Below are 16,391 nucleotides of genomic sequence, written 5' to 3'. Positions count from 1 at the left end.
ATCAGGCAATCCGCGCGTCAAGTTGAGCCACGCTCAGGTCGGCGACCCGCACCGTGCGCCACGTGTTGTAGGCCATCAGCACCATCCCGGTCAGAAAGAACACGCCCCCGGCAAAACGCACCACGAACCCCGGATGACTGGCCTGCAAGGCTTCGACAAACGAGTAGGTGAGGGTGCCGTCATCGTTGACTGCCCGCCACATCAGGCCCTGGGTTATGCCATTGACCCACATCGAGGCGATGTACAGCACGGTGCCGATGGTCGCCAGCCAAAAGTGCAGGTTGATCAGCGGCACGCTGTGCATCTGCTCGCGCCCGAATACCTTGGGGATCATGTGGTACAGCGAGCCAAAGGTGATCATCGCCACCCAGCCCAACGCCCCGGCGTGGACGTGGCCAATGGTCCAGTCGGTGTAGTGGGAGAGGGCGTTGACGGTCTTGATCGCCATCATCGGGCCTTCAAATGTCGACATACCGTAGAACGCCAGCGACAGCACCAGAAAACGCAGGATCGGATCGGTGCGCAACTGATGCCAGCCTCCGGACAACGTCATCATGCCGTTGATCATCCCGCCCCAGCTCGGCGCCAGCAGGATCAGCGACATTGCCATGCCCAGTGACTGCGCCCAGTCCGGCAGCGCGGTGTAGTGCAAATGGTGCGGGCCGGCCCAGATATACAGGGTGATCAACGCCCAGAAATGCACGATGGACAAGCGATACGAATACACCGGCCGGCCGACTTGTTTGGGCACGAAGTAATACATCATCCCCAGAAAGCCGGTCGTCAGGAAAAACCCTACCGCGTTATGCCCATACCACCACTGCACCATGGCATCGGTGGCCCCGGAATACACCGGGTACGACTTGAACCCGTCCACCGGGATTGCCAGGTGGTTGACCACGTGCAGCATGGCGATCACCAGGATAAACGCGCCGAAAAACCAGTTGCCCACGTAGATGTGCTGGGTTTTGCGCCGCACCACCGTGGTAAAGAACACCACGGCATAGGCCACCCACACCACCGCCATCCACACCGCGCCGGAGAATTCGATCTCGGCGTATTCCTTGGTGGTGGTATAGCCCAGCGGCAAGCTGATCAGCATGATCACGATCACCGACTGCCAGCCCCAAAACGTAAACGCAGCGAGGCGGTCGGAAAATAGCCGAACCTGGCAGGTGCGCTGCACCGCGTAATAGCTGGCGGCAAACTGTGCGCTGCCGGCAAAGCCGAAGATCACCAGGCTGGTGTGCAAGGGCCGTAACCGGCCAAAAGTGGTCCAGGGCAGATCCAGGTTCATTTCCGGCCAGACCAGTTGCGAGGCGATCCACACGCCCATCGCCATGCCGACCACGCCCCAGACGAGGGTGGCGATTACAAATTGACGCACGACTTTATAGTTATAGGCCTGCCCGATGGTTGCGGTGCTCATGCTTGTCCTCCCACGGTTCCAAGTGGCGGCACTTTAGGAAGTGTGGGCAAAACAAAACAGACTCAGAAATACCTCATTACGGCGGATCAGCTTGCTTGGAGCCGCCGGGCTCATTACAAAAAAGCCGTTAATCGTACGGCCAGTGGCTGCATCTGCCATGATCGACGCTAGTTACCTGGCCCACCCAAGGAAATCCGCAATGGACGATGTACAGCAACTGGGCGAGATGCTTCGTCACTACGCCGATAGCGAAGCGCACAAGAAACAGCAATTCGATGTGCAATCGGCCCGCTGGGCGCAAAAGCTCGCAGAGCTGTTCGGGCAGATCGAGCAGTGGCTGGAACCGGTAAAGACCGTGGGACTGCTGGAGGTGCATCGCGAGGCCTACGTTGCCAGCGGCCCGAGCGTGCCGGTGGAGACATCGACCTTCAAGACCGAAAAACTGACCGTACAGATCACCGGCAAGCCGGTCGAGTTCGTGCCCGATGTGATGGGTGTGGGTGGCTTGATCTCCGTGTCCGTCATGGGCTTGACCGCTGCGCGGCACGGCAGCGTTTCCTTGGTGCTGCCCGCGGACAAGAACGACTGGCTATGGAAGAAAACCAATGGCCTGAAAGACCCCGACACCTTTGGCTTCGACGCCAACTTCCTGGCCTCGCAGTTGCAAAGCCTGATTCCACGCGAACGCGGCTGAGTGTCAGCGCGGGGTCGCCACGACCGCTGGGCTGCTGGAGCATCGCCGGCCGGTCAAACCGACTCGTGCAATAACGCTAATTTTTCAGGATTGGCTATACCTACAGCTCAACATTTCGATGATGACTGCCAGGGAGTTCAATGATGAAACTAAGGCTACTGATCAGCACGCTGTGCGTTGCGTCAATCGCGATGGCAGGCTGTGCCAGCAAGGTCACTCAACCGGATGAGTATTCCGGCTTCCTCTCGGACTACAGCCAGCTCAAGGAAGCCAAATCCCCTTCGGGTGCCGAAGTGATGCGCTGGGTCGACCCCAAACTGGACCTGAGCCGCTACACCGCGGTGTACATCGAACCGACCCAGTTCTATCCCAAACCGCAGGCGACCGCGAAAATCCCCGACAGTACCCTCACGGGTATCAACGCCTACTACAGCCAGGCGCTTAGGCGGGAGCTGGAAAAATCCCTGCCCCTGGCCAATGGTCCTGGCCCCGGCGTGATGGTGGTACGTGCGGCGATCACCGCCGTCAGCAGCAAGACCGAAGGCCTCAAGCCTTATGAGTTCATCCCCGTGGCTCTGGTTGCCGCGGCGGTGAGTACCGGCACCGGCATCCGTGATCAGGAAACCACCTTGGGCACCGAGGCGCAGTTTCTCGATGGATCGAGTGGCAAGGTACTTGCCCAGGTGGTGCGCAAAGGCACCGGCAAGCCATTGGCCAATGACTCGCAGGTGATGAAAGCTGAGGATGTGAAAGGCGTGATTGATGGGTGGGCGTCCGACTTGCATCAGTCGTACCTCAAGCTCAAACGCCTCTAAATCCGCAGGGATTGGCTTTGTATCGCAGGGACATGCCCTAATGCCCGTCAGTTAAGGAGCAGCAAGAGCGAAAAGTAACCCGTGGCGAGGGAGCTTGCTCCCGCTGGACTGCGCAGCAGTCCCAGTCTTTTGAAACAAAGAGCTGGGGCCGCTTCGCGACCCAGCGGGAGCAAGCTCCCTCGCCACAGGTACGGTGCTCACCCTTAACTGACTGGCATTAGGACATGCCCGGCCTGACGCTGTTGCGGCCGGGCATGGGTGTTACTTGAGCGGGGTCAGGGGAGGCAGCTTCCATTGACCGCTACCGACCTCAGGCTTGGGCAGGTAAATGCGCAACACCGCATAGAACGGGCCCGGCGGGGCCGGCAACCAGTTGCTCTGTTCCGCTTTTGGCGGCTCGTGGTGCTGCAGCGCCAGGGTCAGGCCGCCATCCGCGTCGCGCTTGAGGCTGGAGAGCATCCGCGAGTTGATCAGGTAGCGTTTCTTGTGGTTGGGCACCAGCAGCTTGGTCTTGGCGTCGTACATGGTCAGCGACCAGAACGCATCGGCTGGCGGTAACTGGTCTTTGGCGAAGTGCACGGTGTAGCTATGGCGTGCGCCGTTGGCCGGTTTACCCTCGCTGTCGACGACGTAAGTCAAGTAAGCCGCCTCGTCGGTGGAGTTGCCGAAAAGCTCCGTGTCGGCACCGGCATAGCGGTACAGGTAGTTGTTTTTAAGGTGGTCGCGGCTACCGAACAGCTCCCCGCTGGGGACTTGTTGCGTGTCCAGTTTGTCTTTCTTGAACGCGGCAAACTCGGCCTTGCCATCAGCGATGCCGTCTTCGAGGGCCTTGCGCTGTTCGGCGGTCAACTGGTTGACCTTGAACGGTGCACCTGGCGCGACACCGATCTTGGCAAAGCGTGCCAGCAGGTCTTTTTCACTGTCCTGGGGCGCGGCGAACGCCAGCATGAAGTTCAGGTAGCGGAACAATTGTGGGCTGTCGCTCATGGTTGCCGTCGGCTTCGGCCATTCGATTTTCGGCGCCTTGGCCGGTGCGGCGAGCTTCACATAGCTGCTCAGCGACTGCACTTTGTAGCCACTCTGGATCTGCTTGACCTTGTTCAGGTCTTTTTCATCAAACAGCTGCGTGCGGTACAGGGCGTAGGCGATATTGCTTTCGCTGTAGATCACGCGGTCCACATCCACCGGTTGCTGGCCCTTCCAGTCCGGGCCGGCGATCATGTAGTGGCCGCCGTTGTTACCGGTGCTGCGAGTGCCCAGGTAGGCAAAGTTCTGCGTGTAAAGGTCGATCAACTGCACCGAGTAGTAACGGTCGTCTTCGATTTTGGGCAGGGTCAGTACGAGCGGTTCGCTGCGCAGGTCCATCCACACGAAGGAGTAGGGCGTGTCCGGGTTCGGTGTGACGACCCCGGTGTCCTTAGGCGTAAATACCTGGGCGGAGTGGCCGATACGGTTGATCGGCGCCTTGAAATTGGCACCGCCCTTGTCAACGGCTTGGGTGTAGAGCGTCTTGTACATCTCCACCACCGGGAAGCCATACAGGTAGGCTTCCTTGGCAATGGCCCGGGCTTCGCTGGGCGTTGCGGTGAAGTCGGCCCAGGCGCCGGTACTCATGAATATCGAGAGGCTCGCCAACAGCAGGCGCGTCGGTTTTCCAATCATGTTGTTGCGTCCTTCCAGAGATCTTTTTTGAGGGCATGGGATTAAACCGCCGAGTTAACCGGTTTATTGGCCGAACGTCACGTTAATCCCTGCAAACAAACGCCAACTGTGCACAAATCGTTGCCCTGGCGGGACGGCGCACACGCCAAGAGGGGGTCTCAGGCGGCGGGCAGCATCGATTTGACCTTGTCGCGCAATTGATCAATGGAAAACGGTTTGGCGATCACCTGCATGCCGGCGGGCACGTCGATATTCTCCGCATAGCCGCTGGCGAACAGGATAGGCAGGGTAGGGCGCAGTTCACGCACCTTGGTGGCCAGCTGCTTGCCGTCCATGTCCGGCAGGCCGACGTCGGTCATCATCAGGTCGATGACATGTTCGGTGTTTTCCACGATTGCCAGCGCTTCTGCCGCGTCGGCAGCCTCCAGCACACTGAACGCCAACTCCTCCAGAACATCGACGATGAGCATGCGCACGATGGCATCGTCTTCAACGACAAGGATGGTGGAAGTGACTGCGGACATAATATGAAATTCCCAAAAAAGGCGAGGGTTTACACGCGGCCGTTCTGACAGGCCTCTTCCTTGAGTAAGCGCGCACTCGTGACAAGTTCCCGCAGGCCGTAAAAACAATGCGTTAGAAAAGACCATAGAGAATAGCCTGTTCCCATGTAGGAATCTGTACAAACCCGTTCTAGAAAAATAGTCTTGCCCGCCCGTTTGGGGCAAACTCCCGGTTTTTCCACCTTTGGCCAAGGCATGCCCATGACTCCCGCTTCGTCCGTCGATGAAAAGAGCTTCCGTACACTACTGAGCCGAAACGTGGCGTTGCCCCTGGGTGTGGGCGTGCTCAGTGCTGTATTTTTCGTCGTATTGATCACCTACCTGCTGTCGGTCATCCAGTGGGTGGAACACACCGACCGGGTTATCAATAACCTCAATGAGTCGTCCAAGCTGACGGTGGACCTGGAAACCGGCATGCGCGGCTTCCTGATCACCGGTGACGAGCATTTCCTCGACCCTTACGAAGTGGCCAAGCCGCGAATCATTGCCGACCTGCGCAATTTGCAGGAACTGGTGGCGGACAACCCGCAGCAAGTGGACCGTCTCAAACGCCTGGAGGCCATGCAGGCCGAGTGGAACAACTACGCCCAGTCGATGATTGATATGCAGCGCAGCAGTGGCGACTACCGCAGTGCGGTCAAGGCCGGCCGCGGCAAGCGCCTGACCGATGAGATCCGCAAGGAATATGACGATGCGGTGGCGATGGAACAGCAGTTCCGCATCGCCCGCAATGAAGAAGTCACCCGCACCACCGTGATCAGCGTCACCCTGTACCTGGCCTTTGTACTCGGTTTGAGTGGCTTTCTGGCTTACATTGGTCGTAAGAATTTAGTTTCTTTATCAGATAGTTACAGCGCAAACCTCGCGTCCCAACAGAAGATCGCGCGGCGGCTGGAGCAACAGGCTTGGTTGCGCAATGGCCAGACTGAATTGGCTGAACAGGTGCTCGGCCAGCTGACCCTGAACATGCTGGGCCGCAATATCCTGCAATTCTTTGCCCAATACATGGGCTCGGTCGTCGCCGCGCTGTATGTGCGCGAAGAGCACGGCGGCCTCAAGCGCGTGGCCACCTACGGTTTCTCCCGCGAGCAGGAACAGCGTGAGCAAGCGATCTACAGTGATGAAGGCATCGTTGGCCAAGCGGCCCAGCTGGATCGCCTGATTCGCCTGGACGATGTGCCGGTGGACTACTTCAAGGTCAGCTCCGGCCTGGGTGAGGGTGCTGCACGCAGTGTGCTGGTCATGCCCACCAGCGATGATGATCGCGTCAATGGCGTGCTCGAGCTGGGTTTCCTGCGGCCGCTGCAAGAACGCGACGAGGAGCTGCTGGAACTGATCGCCGGCAATATCGGCACCTCCATCGAGGCCGCCCGTTATCGCCAGCGCCTGCAGGAAGTGCTGGCCGAGACCCAGCAGCTCAACGAAGAGCTGCAAGTGCAGCAGGAAGAGCTCAAGACCGCCAACGAAGAGCTGGAGGAACAGTCGCGCATCCTCAAGGAGTCCCAGGCTCACCTGGAAACCCAGCAAGCGGAGCTTGAGCAGACCAACGAGCAACTCGCCGAACAGACGCAGACCCTGGCCGAGCAGCGCGACGCCATGGACCGCAAGAACGTCGAACTCAACCAGGCCCAACTCGAGCTGGAAGACCGTGCCGAAGAGTTGCAGCGCTCCAGCAAGTACAAATCCGAATTCCTCGCCAACATGTCCCACGAGCTGCGCACGCCGCTGAACAGTTCGTTGATCCTGGCCAAGTTGCTGGCCGAGAACCCCCAGGAAAATCTCAGCGCCGAGCAGGTCAAGTTTGCCGAATCGATCTATTCCGCCGGCAATGACTTGCTCAACCTGATCAACGACATCCTGGACATTTCCAAGGTGGAAGCCGGCAAGCTCGAAGTACGCCCGGAAAACTCCAGTGTGGCGCGTCTGGTAGACGGCCTGCGCGGCATGTTCGAACCGCTGGCGGCCGATCGCAAGCTGGGCTTCCAAGTGGACGTGCAGGAAGGTTCGCCGACCATGCTGTTTACCGACCGCCAGCGCTTGGAACAGATCCTCAAGAACCTGCTGTCCAACGCGATCAAGTTCACCGAGCAGGGCGACGTAAGCCTCTCTGTGTCGCGTGCACCGGGGGAGGGCATTGCCTTCACGGTTCGCGACTCCGGCATCGGCATTGCCCCGGACCAGCAGGAAAGCATCTTCGAAGCCTTCCGCCAGGCCGACGGCACCACCAATCGCCGTTATGGCGGCACCGGCCTGGGCCTGTCGATTTCCCGCGACCTGGCGGCGCTGTTGGGCGGCTACATCAGTGTGGCCAGCGAGCCAGGCAAGGGCAGTATCTTTACCCTGGTGTTGCCGGAGCAGTATGTCGAGCGCGAGGCAGACGCCGCCCCTGTCGAACCGCCGCGCCAAGTGGTGATGGCACCCGCACCGGTCCCCGTCAAGGTGTCACCGTTGCCGGTGGCCGACGCCAAGCTGATTCCGCGCTTCGCCGACGACCGCGACAAGACCCCGTTTACCACGCGCTGCATTCTGGTGGTGGAAGACGAGCCGAATTTCGCCCGTATCCTCTTCGACCTGGCCCATGAACTGGGCTACCACTGCCTGGTGGCCCACGGCGCGGACGAAGGCTACAGCCTGGCCGAGGAATACATTCCCGACGCCATCCTGTTGGACATGCGCTTGCCGGACCATTCCGGGCTCACTGTTCTGCAGCGCCTGAAAGAGCACGCCAACACCCGTCATATCCCGGTGCATGTGATTTCCGTGGAAGACCGCGTCGAAGCCGCCATGCACATGGGCGCCATTGGCTATGCGGTCAAGCCCACCACCCGCGAAGAGCTCAAGGACGTGTTTGCGCGCCTGGAGGCCAAGCTGACCCAGAAGGTCAAGCGCGTGCTGCTGGTGGAAGACGATGACCTGCAGCGCGACAGTATTGCCCGCCTGATCGGCGACGATGACATCGAGATCACCGCCGTCGGTTTTGCCCAGGAAGCCCTAGACCTGCTGCGTACCAATGCCTACGACTGCATGATCATCGACCTCAAGTTGCCGGACATGCTCGGCAACGAGCTGCTCAAGCGCATGGCCACCGAGGACATCTGTTCGTTCCCGCCCGTGATCGTCTACACCGGGCGCAACCTGACTCGCGATGAAGAGGCCGAACTGCGCAAGTATTCGCGCTCGATCATCATCAAGGGTGCCCGCTCGCCGGAGCGCCTGTTGGACGAAGTCACACTCTTTCTGCACAAAGTCGAATCCCAGCTGTCCCATGACCGCCAGAAGATGCTCAAGACCGCCCGCAGCCGCGACAAGGTGTTCGAGGGGCGAAAAATCCTGCTGGTGGACGATGATGTGCGCAATATCTTTGCCCTGACCAGCGCCCTGGAGCACAAGGGCGCGGTGGTGGTGATCGGCCGTAACGGCCGTGAAGCCATCGACAAACTCAATGAAGTCGACGATATCGACTTGGTGCTGATGGACGTGATGATGCCGGAAATGGACGGTTACGAGGCCACCGCCTTGATCCGCCAGGACCCGCGCTGGAAAAAGCTGCCGATCATCGCGGTGACGGCCAAGGCCATGAAGGACGACCAGGAACGTTGCCTGGCGGCCGGTTCCAACGATTACCTGGCCAAGCCGATTGATCTGGATCGTCTGTTCTCACTCATTCGCGTATGGCTACCGAAGATGGAACGCATTTAAGTGGAGCGAAGTTTTTTGGAAAAAAGCAGCGACATTGAGCTGCGCCTGTTGATCGAGGCGATTTACCTCAAGTACAGCTATGACTTCCGGGATTACTCCGGGGCGTCGGTCAAGCGCCGTGTGGCTCATGCGTTGCGCCAGTTCGATTGCGCGACGATTTCCGCCTTGCAGGAGCGCGTGCTGCACGACCCGGCGGCGTTCATGCAGTTGCTGCAGTTCTTGACGATTCCGGTGAGCGAGATGTTTCGCGACCCGTCGCACTTCCTTGCGATCCGCCAGGAGGTGGTGCCGCTGCTCAAGACCTATCCGTCGATCAAGATCTGGATCGCCGGCTGCAGCACGGGCGAGGAGGTGTACTCCATGGCCATCCTGTTGCGCGAAGAGGGGTTGCTGGAGCGTACGATCATCTACGCCACCGATATCAACCCGGCGTCGCTGGACAAGGCCAAGCAGGGCATCTTTTCCTTGGAGAACGTCCGCGCCTACACCGCCAACTATCAGCAGGCCGGCGGCCAACGTTCATTTGCCGACTACTACACAGCGGCCTACGATTACGCGATCTTCGATAAAACGTTGCGCGAGAATGTCACCTTCGCCGACCACAGCCTGGCGACCGATAGCGTATTCTCAGAAACTCAATTAATTTCATGCCGTAACGTATTGATTTACTTTAATAAAAAATTGCAAGATCGCGCATTTGGTTTGTTTCATGAGTCGCTGTGTCATCGCGGCTTCTTGGTGCTGGGCAGCAAGGAAACCCTGGACTTCTCCGCGTACGGCAAGCAGTTCGAACCCTTGGTCAAACAGGAACGGATCTACCGAAAACTATGAATCAAGCGGCTGCCAGCCCGGCAAAGGTCCGGGGTATAGAGGCTATAGTCATCGGCGCCTCCGCCGGTGGCGTAGAGGCGTTGCTGATTGTATTTGGCCAATTGCCGGCAGATTTCGGCTTGCCTATCGTCGCCGTATTGCACCTGCCGGACGAGCGCCGTAGTCAATTAGCCGAGGTATTTGACCGGCGCGTCGCCATACCGGTGGTGGAGGCGCGCGACAAGGAAACGCTCAAGCCGGGCACCCTGTACTTTGCCGGTCCCGGCTATCACTTGTCGGTGGAGCAGGATCGCAGCTTGTCGCTGAGCCAGGAAGACCGCGTGCACCATTCGCGACCGGCCATTGATTTCCTGTTCGAGTCCGCCGCCGAAGCCTACGGCAAAGGCCTGATGGCCATCCTGTTGACCGGCGCCAACCACGATGGCGCCCGGGGCCTGGCCTACGTCAAGCGACAGGGTGGAACCACCGTGGTGCAAGACCCCACTGAAGCACGTGTCGACGTCATGCCCCGGGCTGCGCTGGCGCTGCACACACCCGACCACATTCTGACGTTGAGCCGCATTGGCTCATTGCTGGCTTCCCTGGAATATTCCCCATGTTAAGTACTGTCCAGGCCAAACTGCTGATCGTCGACGATCTGCCGGAAAACCTGCTGGCCCTCGAAGCGCTGATCAAGCGCGAGGACCGCCAGGTGTTCAAGGCATTGAGCGCCGACGAGGCCTTGTCCCTGTTGCTGGAGCACGAGTTCGCCATGGCGATCCTCGACGTGCAGATGCCCGGCATGAACGGGTTCGAGCTGGCCGAATTGATGCGCGGTACCGAGAAAACCAAGAACATCCCGATTGTGTTCGTCAGCGCCGCCGGCCGCGAACTCAATTACGCCTTCAAAGGCTACGAAAGCGGCGCCGTCGACTTCCTGCACAAACCGCTGGATATCCATGCGGTGAAGAGCAAGGTCAACGTGTTCGTCGACCTGTATCGCCAGAGCAAGGCGATGAAGCAACAAGTCGAAGCCTTGGAGCGCAGCCGTCGCGAGCAGGAACTGCTGCTCACGCGCCTGCAGGCCACCCAGGCCGAGTTGGAACAGGCGGTACGTATGCGCGACGACTTCATGTCGATCGTCGCCCACGAAGTGCGTACGCCCCTGAATGGCCTGATTCTCGAGACCCAACTGCGCAAGATGCACCTGGCGCGGGACAACGCCGCGGCGTTCGCCCTCGACAAGATGCACGCTATGGTCGACCGCGATGAGCGGCAGATCCAGAGCCTGATCCGCCTGATCGAAGACATGCTGGATGTGTCGCGCATTCGCACCGGCAAGCTGTCCATTCGCCCGGCGCGCTTCGACCTGGCGCAGTTGGTGAGCAACTTGGTAGAGAACTTTGCGCCGCAAGTGGCGGCTGCGGAATCGTCCATGCAGCTGATTGTGGACGGCCCTGTGGAAGGTAACTGGGACGAGTTCCGCATTGAGCAGGTGGTCACGAACCTGCTGACCAACGCCCTGCGCTACGGGGCCAAGAGCCCGGTGGAGGTGCGCGTGTACAGCGAACATGGCGAAGCTCGCGTGGAAGTGCGCGACCACGGGATCGGCATCAGCGAAGACAACCAGAAACGTATTTTCCAACAGTTCGAGCGTGTGTCCGCCAGTCAGGTGGCCGCAGGCCTGGGCCTGGGACTGTTTATTTCCGAGCAGATCGTTGCAGCCCATGGCGGCACCATCGAGGTCGAAAGCCAGATAGGCGAGGGCGCCCTGTTTCGGGTGTGCCTGCCCCTTGAACCGTCGGCATGAAATCAATCGTCATTTCGACGCAACCTTCTGCGTGACCCCATGGTCGTAATTGCAGCAATTGACCGAACAAAGGCTTCCCATGAGTGAAGATGCGCAAGATGTCGTTCTGATCGTCGAGGACGACGAATCCATTATGTTTGTGCTGGGTGAGTACCTGGCCGGCCTGGGCTATCGGGTGTTGAAGGCGATTGATGGGGAGCAGGCCTTCGAAATCCTGGCGACCAAGCCGCACCTGGACTTGATGGTCACCGACTACCGCCTGCCGGGTGGGATTTCCGGGGTGCAGATCGCCGAGCCTGCGATCATGTTACGGCCTGAACTGAAAGTGATCTTCATCAGCGGCTACCCGCAGGAAATCCTCGAGTGTAACAGCCCGATCACGCGCAATGCGCCTATCCTGGCCAAGCCGTTTGATCTGGATACGCTGCAAGAGCATATCCAGCGATTGTTGTCTTAAACATGGCGGAGCCAACCAGGGCTCCGCTCATTTCTCGGGAACCGAGTGGGTTCAGACTGTCCGGATTTCCTTCCAGCGCCGTGTTCCAAAGCGTCCGTGATGCTTAGGACGATGTGATAGGGGCGTCATACAGTTTTTTGAGCTCTGGACTGAAGACACTGTTTTTCACCTGCCATTCGTCATCATGATCGAAGACCTTAAATTCCAGCTTGTTACGATCATTGCTGTGGGTTCTATAGCTCGCCCCCAACTTTTTATCGTGAAAGAGTTTTTTCAGGCCTGCCTCCATGGCATCGGCACTCGAAAAGGTCGCGATACCCAAGTTGGGGTCATAAAAATAAAATGACTTCTCCGTGCCCTCTATTTTGATACCGGCGGCCATTGCATGGCGGGGAGAATCAATCATGATTGATTTTGAAACGGTAGAGTTGGCGAGTTCATTTACCATGTCTTGATAGGAGAGCTGCCGGGTAGATTTCCCCGCATGGAAAGCAGTCTTCGGGCCCACTTGGATTTGAAGCTTATTCAGCGTTTTCATAAACTGCCTGGAGGCGGGAGCTTTGGGGAAAGCGGCAGCGGTGTACATATTTCTTATCAGCACTTTTTCCTTCCCTTGCTCGATAGCGCTCGCCATGGCCCGTGAAAGAGCGGCGCACTGTCCGTCAGACAGTTGAGCGGTTTGGGAAAGGTAGATAACTTGTGGGATAGGGACGACCTTGCCGAAGCCAGGTTCTATAACGCTGATGAAACGCGCCGACGCTTTTCGGCCGAACGCATAGGCAATATCATCGTATTTCCTGACCAGAGTCCCCAGCTGCTTTGCCGTCAACGTTTGTTTGTTGGCCAGTTCCATCAGATCCTTGATACTTTTAGCGCTGGATAAACCTTTCACACTCTGTAATGTTCCAGTGTTATAGCCTTCATCAAAATCAGCGCTTTCTGGACCATTGCGATGTTTCGCCACTTTTTTCCCCCAGTTTTCAATCAGGGAGTCCTCAATCTTCCGGCGACCATCGCTCGCGGTCGCCCACGTTGCGAAAGAACCCGCCTCTAAGCGTGCTGAAGGCAGGAAATCGTTTAACGCGGGACCATAGGGTTGCCGGGTAATGGGGTTGTAGGCGTACCAGTTGTTATTTTTAAAGACCGCGGCCCCCTCTGCAAAATCGCTGTCAAGTTTGAATGTGCCGATTGAAGCGCGATCGAACTGTTTACTCGCGCTCACCATGTCATAGCTCGCCCTCGCGCCTCGTAACTGCCGGATATCCTGGCCCACGTCAGCAATGATGTGCCTCGCCACGTTTCGCGCGCCGCGCCCAGCGCCTCGCAGTAAGTCGGTTGCGCCGTCCAAGGGGTTGATCAAGCTGAGCGTTCCACGCCCCAGGGTCTTTGTAATGCGCAGCGCCTTACCACCGGCTGACAGGGTGCCATTTGCAACTTTCGCGGCTTTACCAACGACGTTTGCACCTGCCGTCAGAATGCCGAATATGTCGAGCGACAAGTCGACGATGCCTTCACCGATATTGCCATCGGTAAAGTTTTTGATGGCTGATCTGAGCGGAATCAGGTTAAGAACGAATTCATTGAATTTCTTGTAAAAGGGCACTTCGGATTCAACGGTGGTAACCCCTCGCGCCTCGGTTTCCAGCGCTTGCCAGAAGCTGGTGACCTTGGCCACCGTGGCACCGATGGCTGACGTTCTGGGGCTGGAAAAGCTATTCAGCGGGCCGCCCGTATCCGTTTTCGCGTGTGCGAGCTGCTCTCGCTGATTGGGCTTGCTTTCATCGCGGATGGAAAGCGTGACCGGTACCATGTCCGTGTAGGGCGTGTTGATGTTTCGCCGCTCGCCCCCTTCAATACCCAGCCCAGGTTGATAACCCGGTTGGAAGTCACCCAGGTCCCGGCGCTTTTCGAGCGTGTTCTTTTGCACGTTCACTTCGTAGGTGTGCGAAACCCCGTCACGCACCACTTTCAACAGGACAGGGTTGCCTGCCGACATCGCCCGGAAGATCATCTGACCCTGGCCAACACGCGTCGTGCCTTTAAATTCCCGGAAGAGCGATAGACTCCCGTATTCAATATTTTTGCGGTCTTCCAGGGGCAACTGCGATATCAGGTTCTTGACTTGCGTGGCGACGCTTTTATCAAGGGCCTGGCCGAATTGTGCAAATTCAACATGGAACTGTTGATTGACATCCCTCAGCGATTGAGTCTTGCTCAATACACCGTCAATCGTGAAATTGGGTGTGTTTGCTTCAGAGCGGCCTGGGCTTCTGCTTGGGGGCGTATAAGGCTCAAGCACCCAGCTGTTAGGCGTTTTGGATCTGTCGGGGAGACGAGGATGATAGGGCCGCATCGGAGGGTTTTGCAGCATGCCTTCGATATATAGGTCCAGTATCGAGTAGGGCCCCGGCCGATCTTTATCGTAAGTGGCGAGCACTATGCATTTGAGCTCCAGGCGCACATCATCGCCCAAAACCTTGCGCAACTCCGCCAAGGCGATTTCCCTGCGGGAAGCCGGCACAGGCGCGCTTTGTGCCTCGGATGCGTGTCTCAATTCGATGAGTTGCTCGTTGTAGGCCTGAGCCACTGTGTTCATGTCTTCCGGCGAGGTCACCTGGGGGACGATGCTATTGGTAATGCCCCATTCCTTGAGCGCTTCATGATGCGCGATGTATTCGATCTGGCGTTGAGCCGCCGAGACTGGCTGGATCTGCGCATTCAACATGATCTCCCCGTATGTCATCGTCGCGGCGCGACCAGGCGCCTCAGCCTCAATGCGCGCCACCGCAATACTGAAGTTGACGTGGACGATGGAGCCATGGGTGACCGTCGGAGGAATATCCTTCACCAGTAACTCCGGCGCCCTTGAGGCCAACAGCAAGTGGGCCTGGATCAATGCTTTTTCGGGGGTTGAGGCTCGGCGCGTTTGGAAATAAAGGTAATCGGCCACGCTCTGGGCGGTTTTGGATAACGGTTGGCCTTTGAGCTGCTGCCCGGCCAAGTCAAAGCCGTCGACATGCTTTGCCGGCAGTGCTGAGCGGGCGGCTTCGGGCGCGTCATGCCACTGCAGGTTCAAGGCGGCCATCAACCAGTCATTGGCGCTGCCGGAGACCGACAGCGCGTCAAACCTGGCTTTGATCGCCTCGCCCAACGCTTGCCCCTTCGGCGATTGGATGATTCGGTCGAGCACTTGCTGCGGGTTACGCAGCTCGGACGGTTCAAACGCAATACCCCGCATCAACGACTCCAGCACACAGCGGGTGGACGCCAGGTTCAGGTTGCCGACATCACCGTAAAGCAAGAACGCAGACAGTTGCCGTTGCGCCCCCTCGTCAAGCGGTCGAGGCCAGGACGTTGCACCTCCGTAGTTGCCGTATATCGGGCTGCGGGGTGCCGGCGCGAGGAGCAACGACCTGAGGTTCTGCGCATCCTCTGCGGTGACTGGACTATCAAAGCCGTGGTACTCAAGAAAGTCCTGCAGGCTGACGGCTTCCCCTTCCGACAGCCCCCTGTCCCGTTCATATGACGAGTCGGGATGAACAGTGAAGGTGGTATCACGCAAATACTTGGGAATCTCCGAAACCTCCAGGTTGCCAGTCTCCAAAACTGAAACCAGGTGCTTGAGCGACACCGCCACGTCGTGCCGGTTGTTGATGTTGCCAAGTGCAACTTTCTGATTGTCTAAGGCATCCTCGCTACGCTGCTCCTGAACGCCAGGGAAATGAGCCGGGTCCAGTAAACCAAAAGTCTTTTCCTGTTCAAGTTCAGCCGAACGTTGTTGAAATTCCAAGGCTGTGTTTTGTTGTTGCTCAAAGTAGAAGCGCCCAACCAGCCAAGCGGGCGCACGGTCGGGGGAATCAGGCGATGGCAGCGGGAAAGGCATGTTTTTGTCGGATATGACCAGACCTGCATCCACTAACGACGCCCTGGCAGCAGACCATCGCGGGTCCTCGCTACCGCGCTTCTGCATAGACGCCGTGAGCGAGACATCCGGCGCTACCTTGTAGCTGATCTGACCGGTTTTCGGCAGAATTTCAATCGATCCTGGAAGGGCTCTGACATATCGCCGCCATTCAACAAAATCCCGAGATTGAGCAGCATTGCCCAACTGAGTCCACCATTGGCCGAACGTCGAGCCCGGAGGGACATCAACCATGATGGCGTTGTCGTTGACCTTAGCCCCCGTAAACCCCAACAACGCTTTAGCGTAGTTTTGCGCCAGTTCAGCGTCGCTCTTGGTGCGTAGGGAATCAGTAGCGGTGGGTAATGGGGGGCCGGCAGGTTCCGATACCACGCCTACTATGGCCGAAACCTCGGTGGCGGGGGCTTCGAGGCGAACGGGGGAAGGGAATGCACGTACAGAACTGCTGGAAATGCTCATAGGGCGGCGGCTCAATCGTCAGGATTAAAGTCTGCCGGGAAAAATTCTAACTCCCAGCGGTAACTTTACGT

The 16,391-nt window shown here is 58.3% G+C and carries 11 protein-coding genes; 7 read left to right on the top strand and 4 right to left on the bottom strand.

Annotated features, from left to right (window positions below; genetic code table 11):
• Position 1: 1 nt before the first annotated feature.
• A complete protein-coding gene (ccoN, locus tag BM403_RS20815; RefSeq protein WP_046034180.1) occupies positions 2–1,429 on the bottom strand; it encodes a cytochrome-c oxidase, cbb3-type subunit I in 1,428 nt (475 codons plus the stop codon).
• Positions 1,430–1,628: 199 nt separating this feature from the next.
• Between ccoN and BM403_RS20810 the strand changes: the two genes are divergently transcribed.
• Positions 1,629–2,123, top strand: a complete 495-nt coding sequence (locus BM403_RS20810; protein WP_043205339.1) for a hypothetical protein — start codon at positions 1,629–1,631, stop codon at positions 2,121–2,123.
• A gap of 143 nt (positions 2,124–2,266) precedes the next feature.
• Entirely contained in the window at positions 2,267–2,938 is a 672-nt protein-coding gene (locus BM403_RS20805) for a DUF3313 domain-containing protein (protein ID WP_093544529.1), read from the top strand.
• Between the two features lie 261 nt (positions 2,939–3,199).
• Here the strand turns inward: BM403_RS20805 and BM403_RS20800 are convergent, their stop codons facing one another.
• Entirely contained in the window at positions 3,200–4,600 is a 1,401-nt protein-coding gene (locus tag BM403_RS20800) for a DUF1254 domain-containing protein (protein WP_064055130.1), read from the bottom strand.
• Positions 4,601–4,758: 158 nt separating this feature from the next.
• The gene (locus tag BM403_RS20795) at positions 4,759–5,124 is read right to left on the bottom strand and encodes a response regulator (protein ID WP_046034176.1); all 366 of its coding nucleotides are present in this window, start codon (positions 5,122–5,124) and stop codon (positions 4,759–4,761) included.
• Between the two features lie 240 nt (positions 5,125–5,364).
• Between BM403_RS20795 and BM403_RS20790 the strand changes: the two genes are divergently transcribed.
• The 5 genes from BM403_RS20790 to BM403_RS20770 all read left to right on the top strand — a co-directional run bounded on the left by BM403_RS20790 (position 5,365) and on the right by BM403_RS20770 (position 11,939).
• Positions 5,365–8,862, top strand: a complete 3,498-nt coding sequence (locus BM403_RS20790) for a response regulator (protein WP_043205341.1) — start codon at positions 5,365–5,367, stop codon at positions 8,860–8,862.
• Positions 8,863–9,693: a CheR family methyltransferase gene (locus BM403_RS20785; protein ID WP_012724198.1), complete on the top strand. Its 831-nt coding sequence runs from the start codon at positions 8,863–8,865 to the stop codon at positions 9,691–9,693.
• Positions 9,690–10,295, top strand: coding sequence for a chemotaxis protein CheB (locus tag BM403_RS20780; protein WP_012724199.1), 606 nt, complete (start codon positions 9,690–9,692; stop codon positions 10,293–10,295). The genes BM403_RS20785 and BM403_RS20780 overlap by 4 nt, the downstream gene beginning before the upstream one ends.
• Positions 10,289–11,482, top strand: coding sequence for a hybrid sensor histidine kinase/response regulator (locus BM403_RS20775; RefSeq protein WP_093544526.1), 1,194 nt, complete (start codon positions 10,289–10,291; stop codon positions 11,480–11,482). Before BM403_RS20780 ends, BM403_RS20775 begins: the two co-directional genes overlap by 7 nt.
• Before the next feature lie 79 nt (positions 11,483–11,561).
• Entirely contained in the window at positions 11,562–11,939 is a 378-nt protein-coding gene (locus BM403_RS20770) for a response regulator (protein WP_046034173.1), read from the top strand.
• Positions 11,940–12,042: 103 nt separating this feature from the next.
• On the opposite strand, the gene BM403_RS20765 is transcribed toward BM403_RS20770, so the two are convergent.
• Positions 12,043–16,320, bottom strand: a complete 4,278-nt coding sequence (locus BM403_RS20765; RefSeq protein WP_256577192.1) for a hypothetical protein — start codon at positions 16,318–16,320, stop codon at positions 12,043–12,045.
• Positions 16,321–16,391 lie beyond the last annotated feature (71 nt).

Source organism: Pseudomonas sp. OV546, assembly GCF_900116845.1.
Taxonomy (GTDB): domain Bacteria; phylum Pseudomonadota; class Gammaproteobacteria; order Pseudomonadales; family Pseudomonadaceae; genus Aquipseudomonas; species Aquipseudomonas petroselini.
The sequence above is the reverse complement of the archived record's forward strand: the minus strand, read 5'-3'. Positions and strand labels throughout refer to the sequence as shown.

Excerpts from the sequence above, each read along its gene's own strand:
- ccoN (WP_046034180.1), bottom strand. The coding sequence starts at position 1,429 with ATGAGCACCGCAACCATCGGGCAGGCCTATAACTATAAAGTCGTGCGT.
- BM403_RS20810 (WP_043205339.1), top strand. The coding sequence starts at position 1,629 with ATGGACGATGTACAGCAACTGGGCGAGATGCTTCGTCACTACGCCGAT.
- BM403_RS20805 (WP_093544529.1), top strand. The coding sequence starts at position 2,267 with ATGAAACTAAGGCTACTGATCAGCACGCTGTGCGTTGCGTCAATCGCG.
- BM403_RS20800 (WP_064055130.1), bottom strand. The coding sequence starts at position 4,600 with ATGATTGGAAAACCGACGCGCCTGCTGTTGGCGAGCCTCTCGATATTC.
- BM403_RS20795 (WP_046034176.1), bottom strand. The coding sequence starts at position 5,124 with ATGTCCGCAGTCACTTCCACCATCCTTGTCGTTGAAGACGATGCCATC.
- BM403_RS20790 (WP_043205341.1), top strand. The coding sequence starts at position 5,365 with ATGACTCCCGCTTCGTCCGTCGATGAAAAGAGCTTCCGTACACTACTG.
- BM403_RS20780 (WP_012724199.1), top strand. The coding sequence starts at position 9,690 with ATGAATCAAGCGGCTGCCAGCCCGGCAAAGGTCCGGGGTATAGAGGCT.
- BM403_RS20775 (WP_093544526.1), top strand. The coding sequence starts at position 10,289 with ATGTTAAGTACTGTCCAGGCCAAACTGCTGATCGTCGACGATCTGCCG.
- BM403_RS20770 (WP_046034173.1), top strand. The coding sequence starts at position 11,562 with ATGAGTGAAGATGCGCAAGATGTCGTTCTGATCGTCGAGGACGACGAA.
- BM403_RS20765 (WP_256577192.1), bottom strand. The coding sequence starts at position 16,320 with ATGAGCATTTCCAGCAGTTCTGTACGTGCATTCCCTTCCCCCGTTCGC.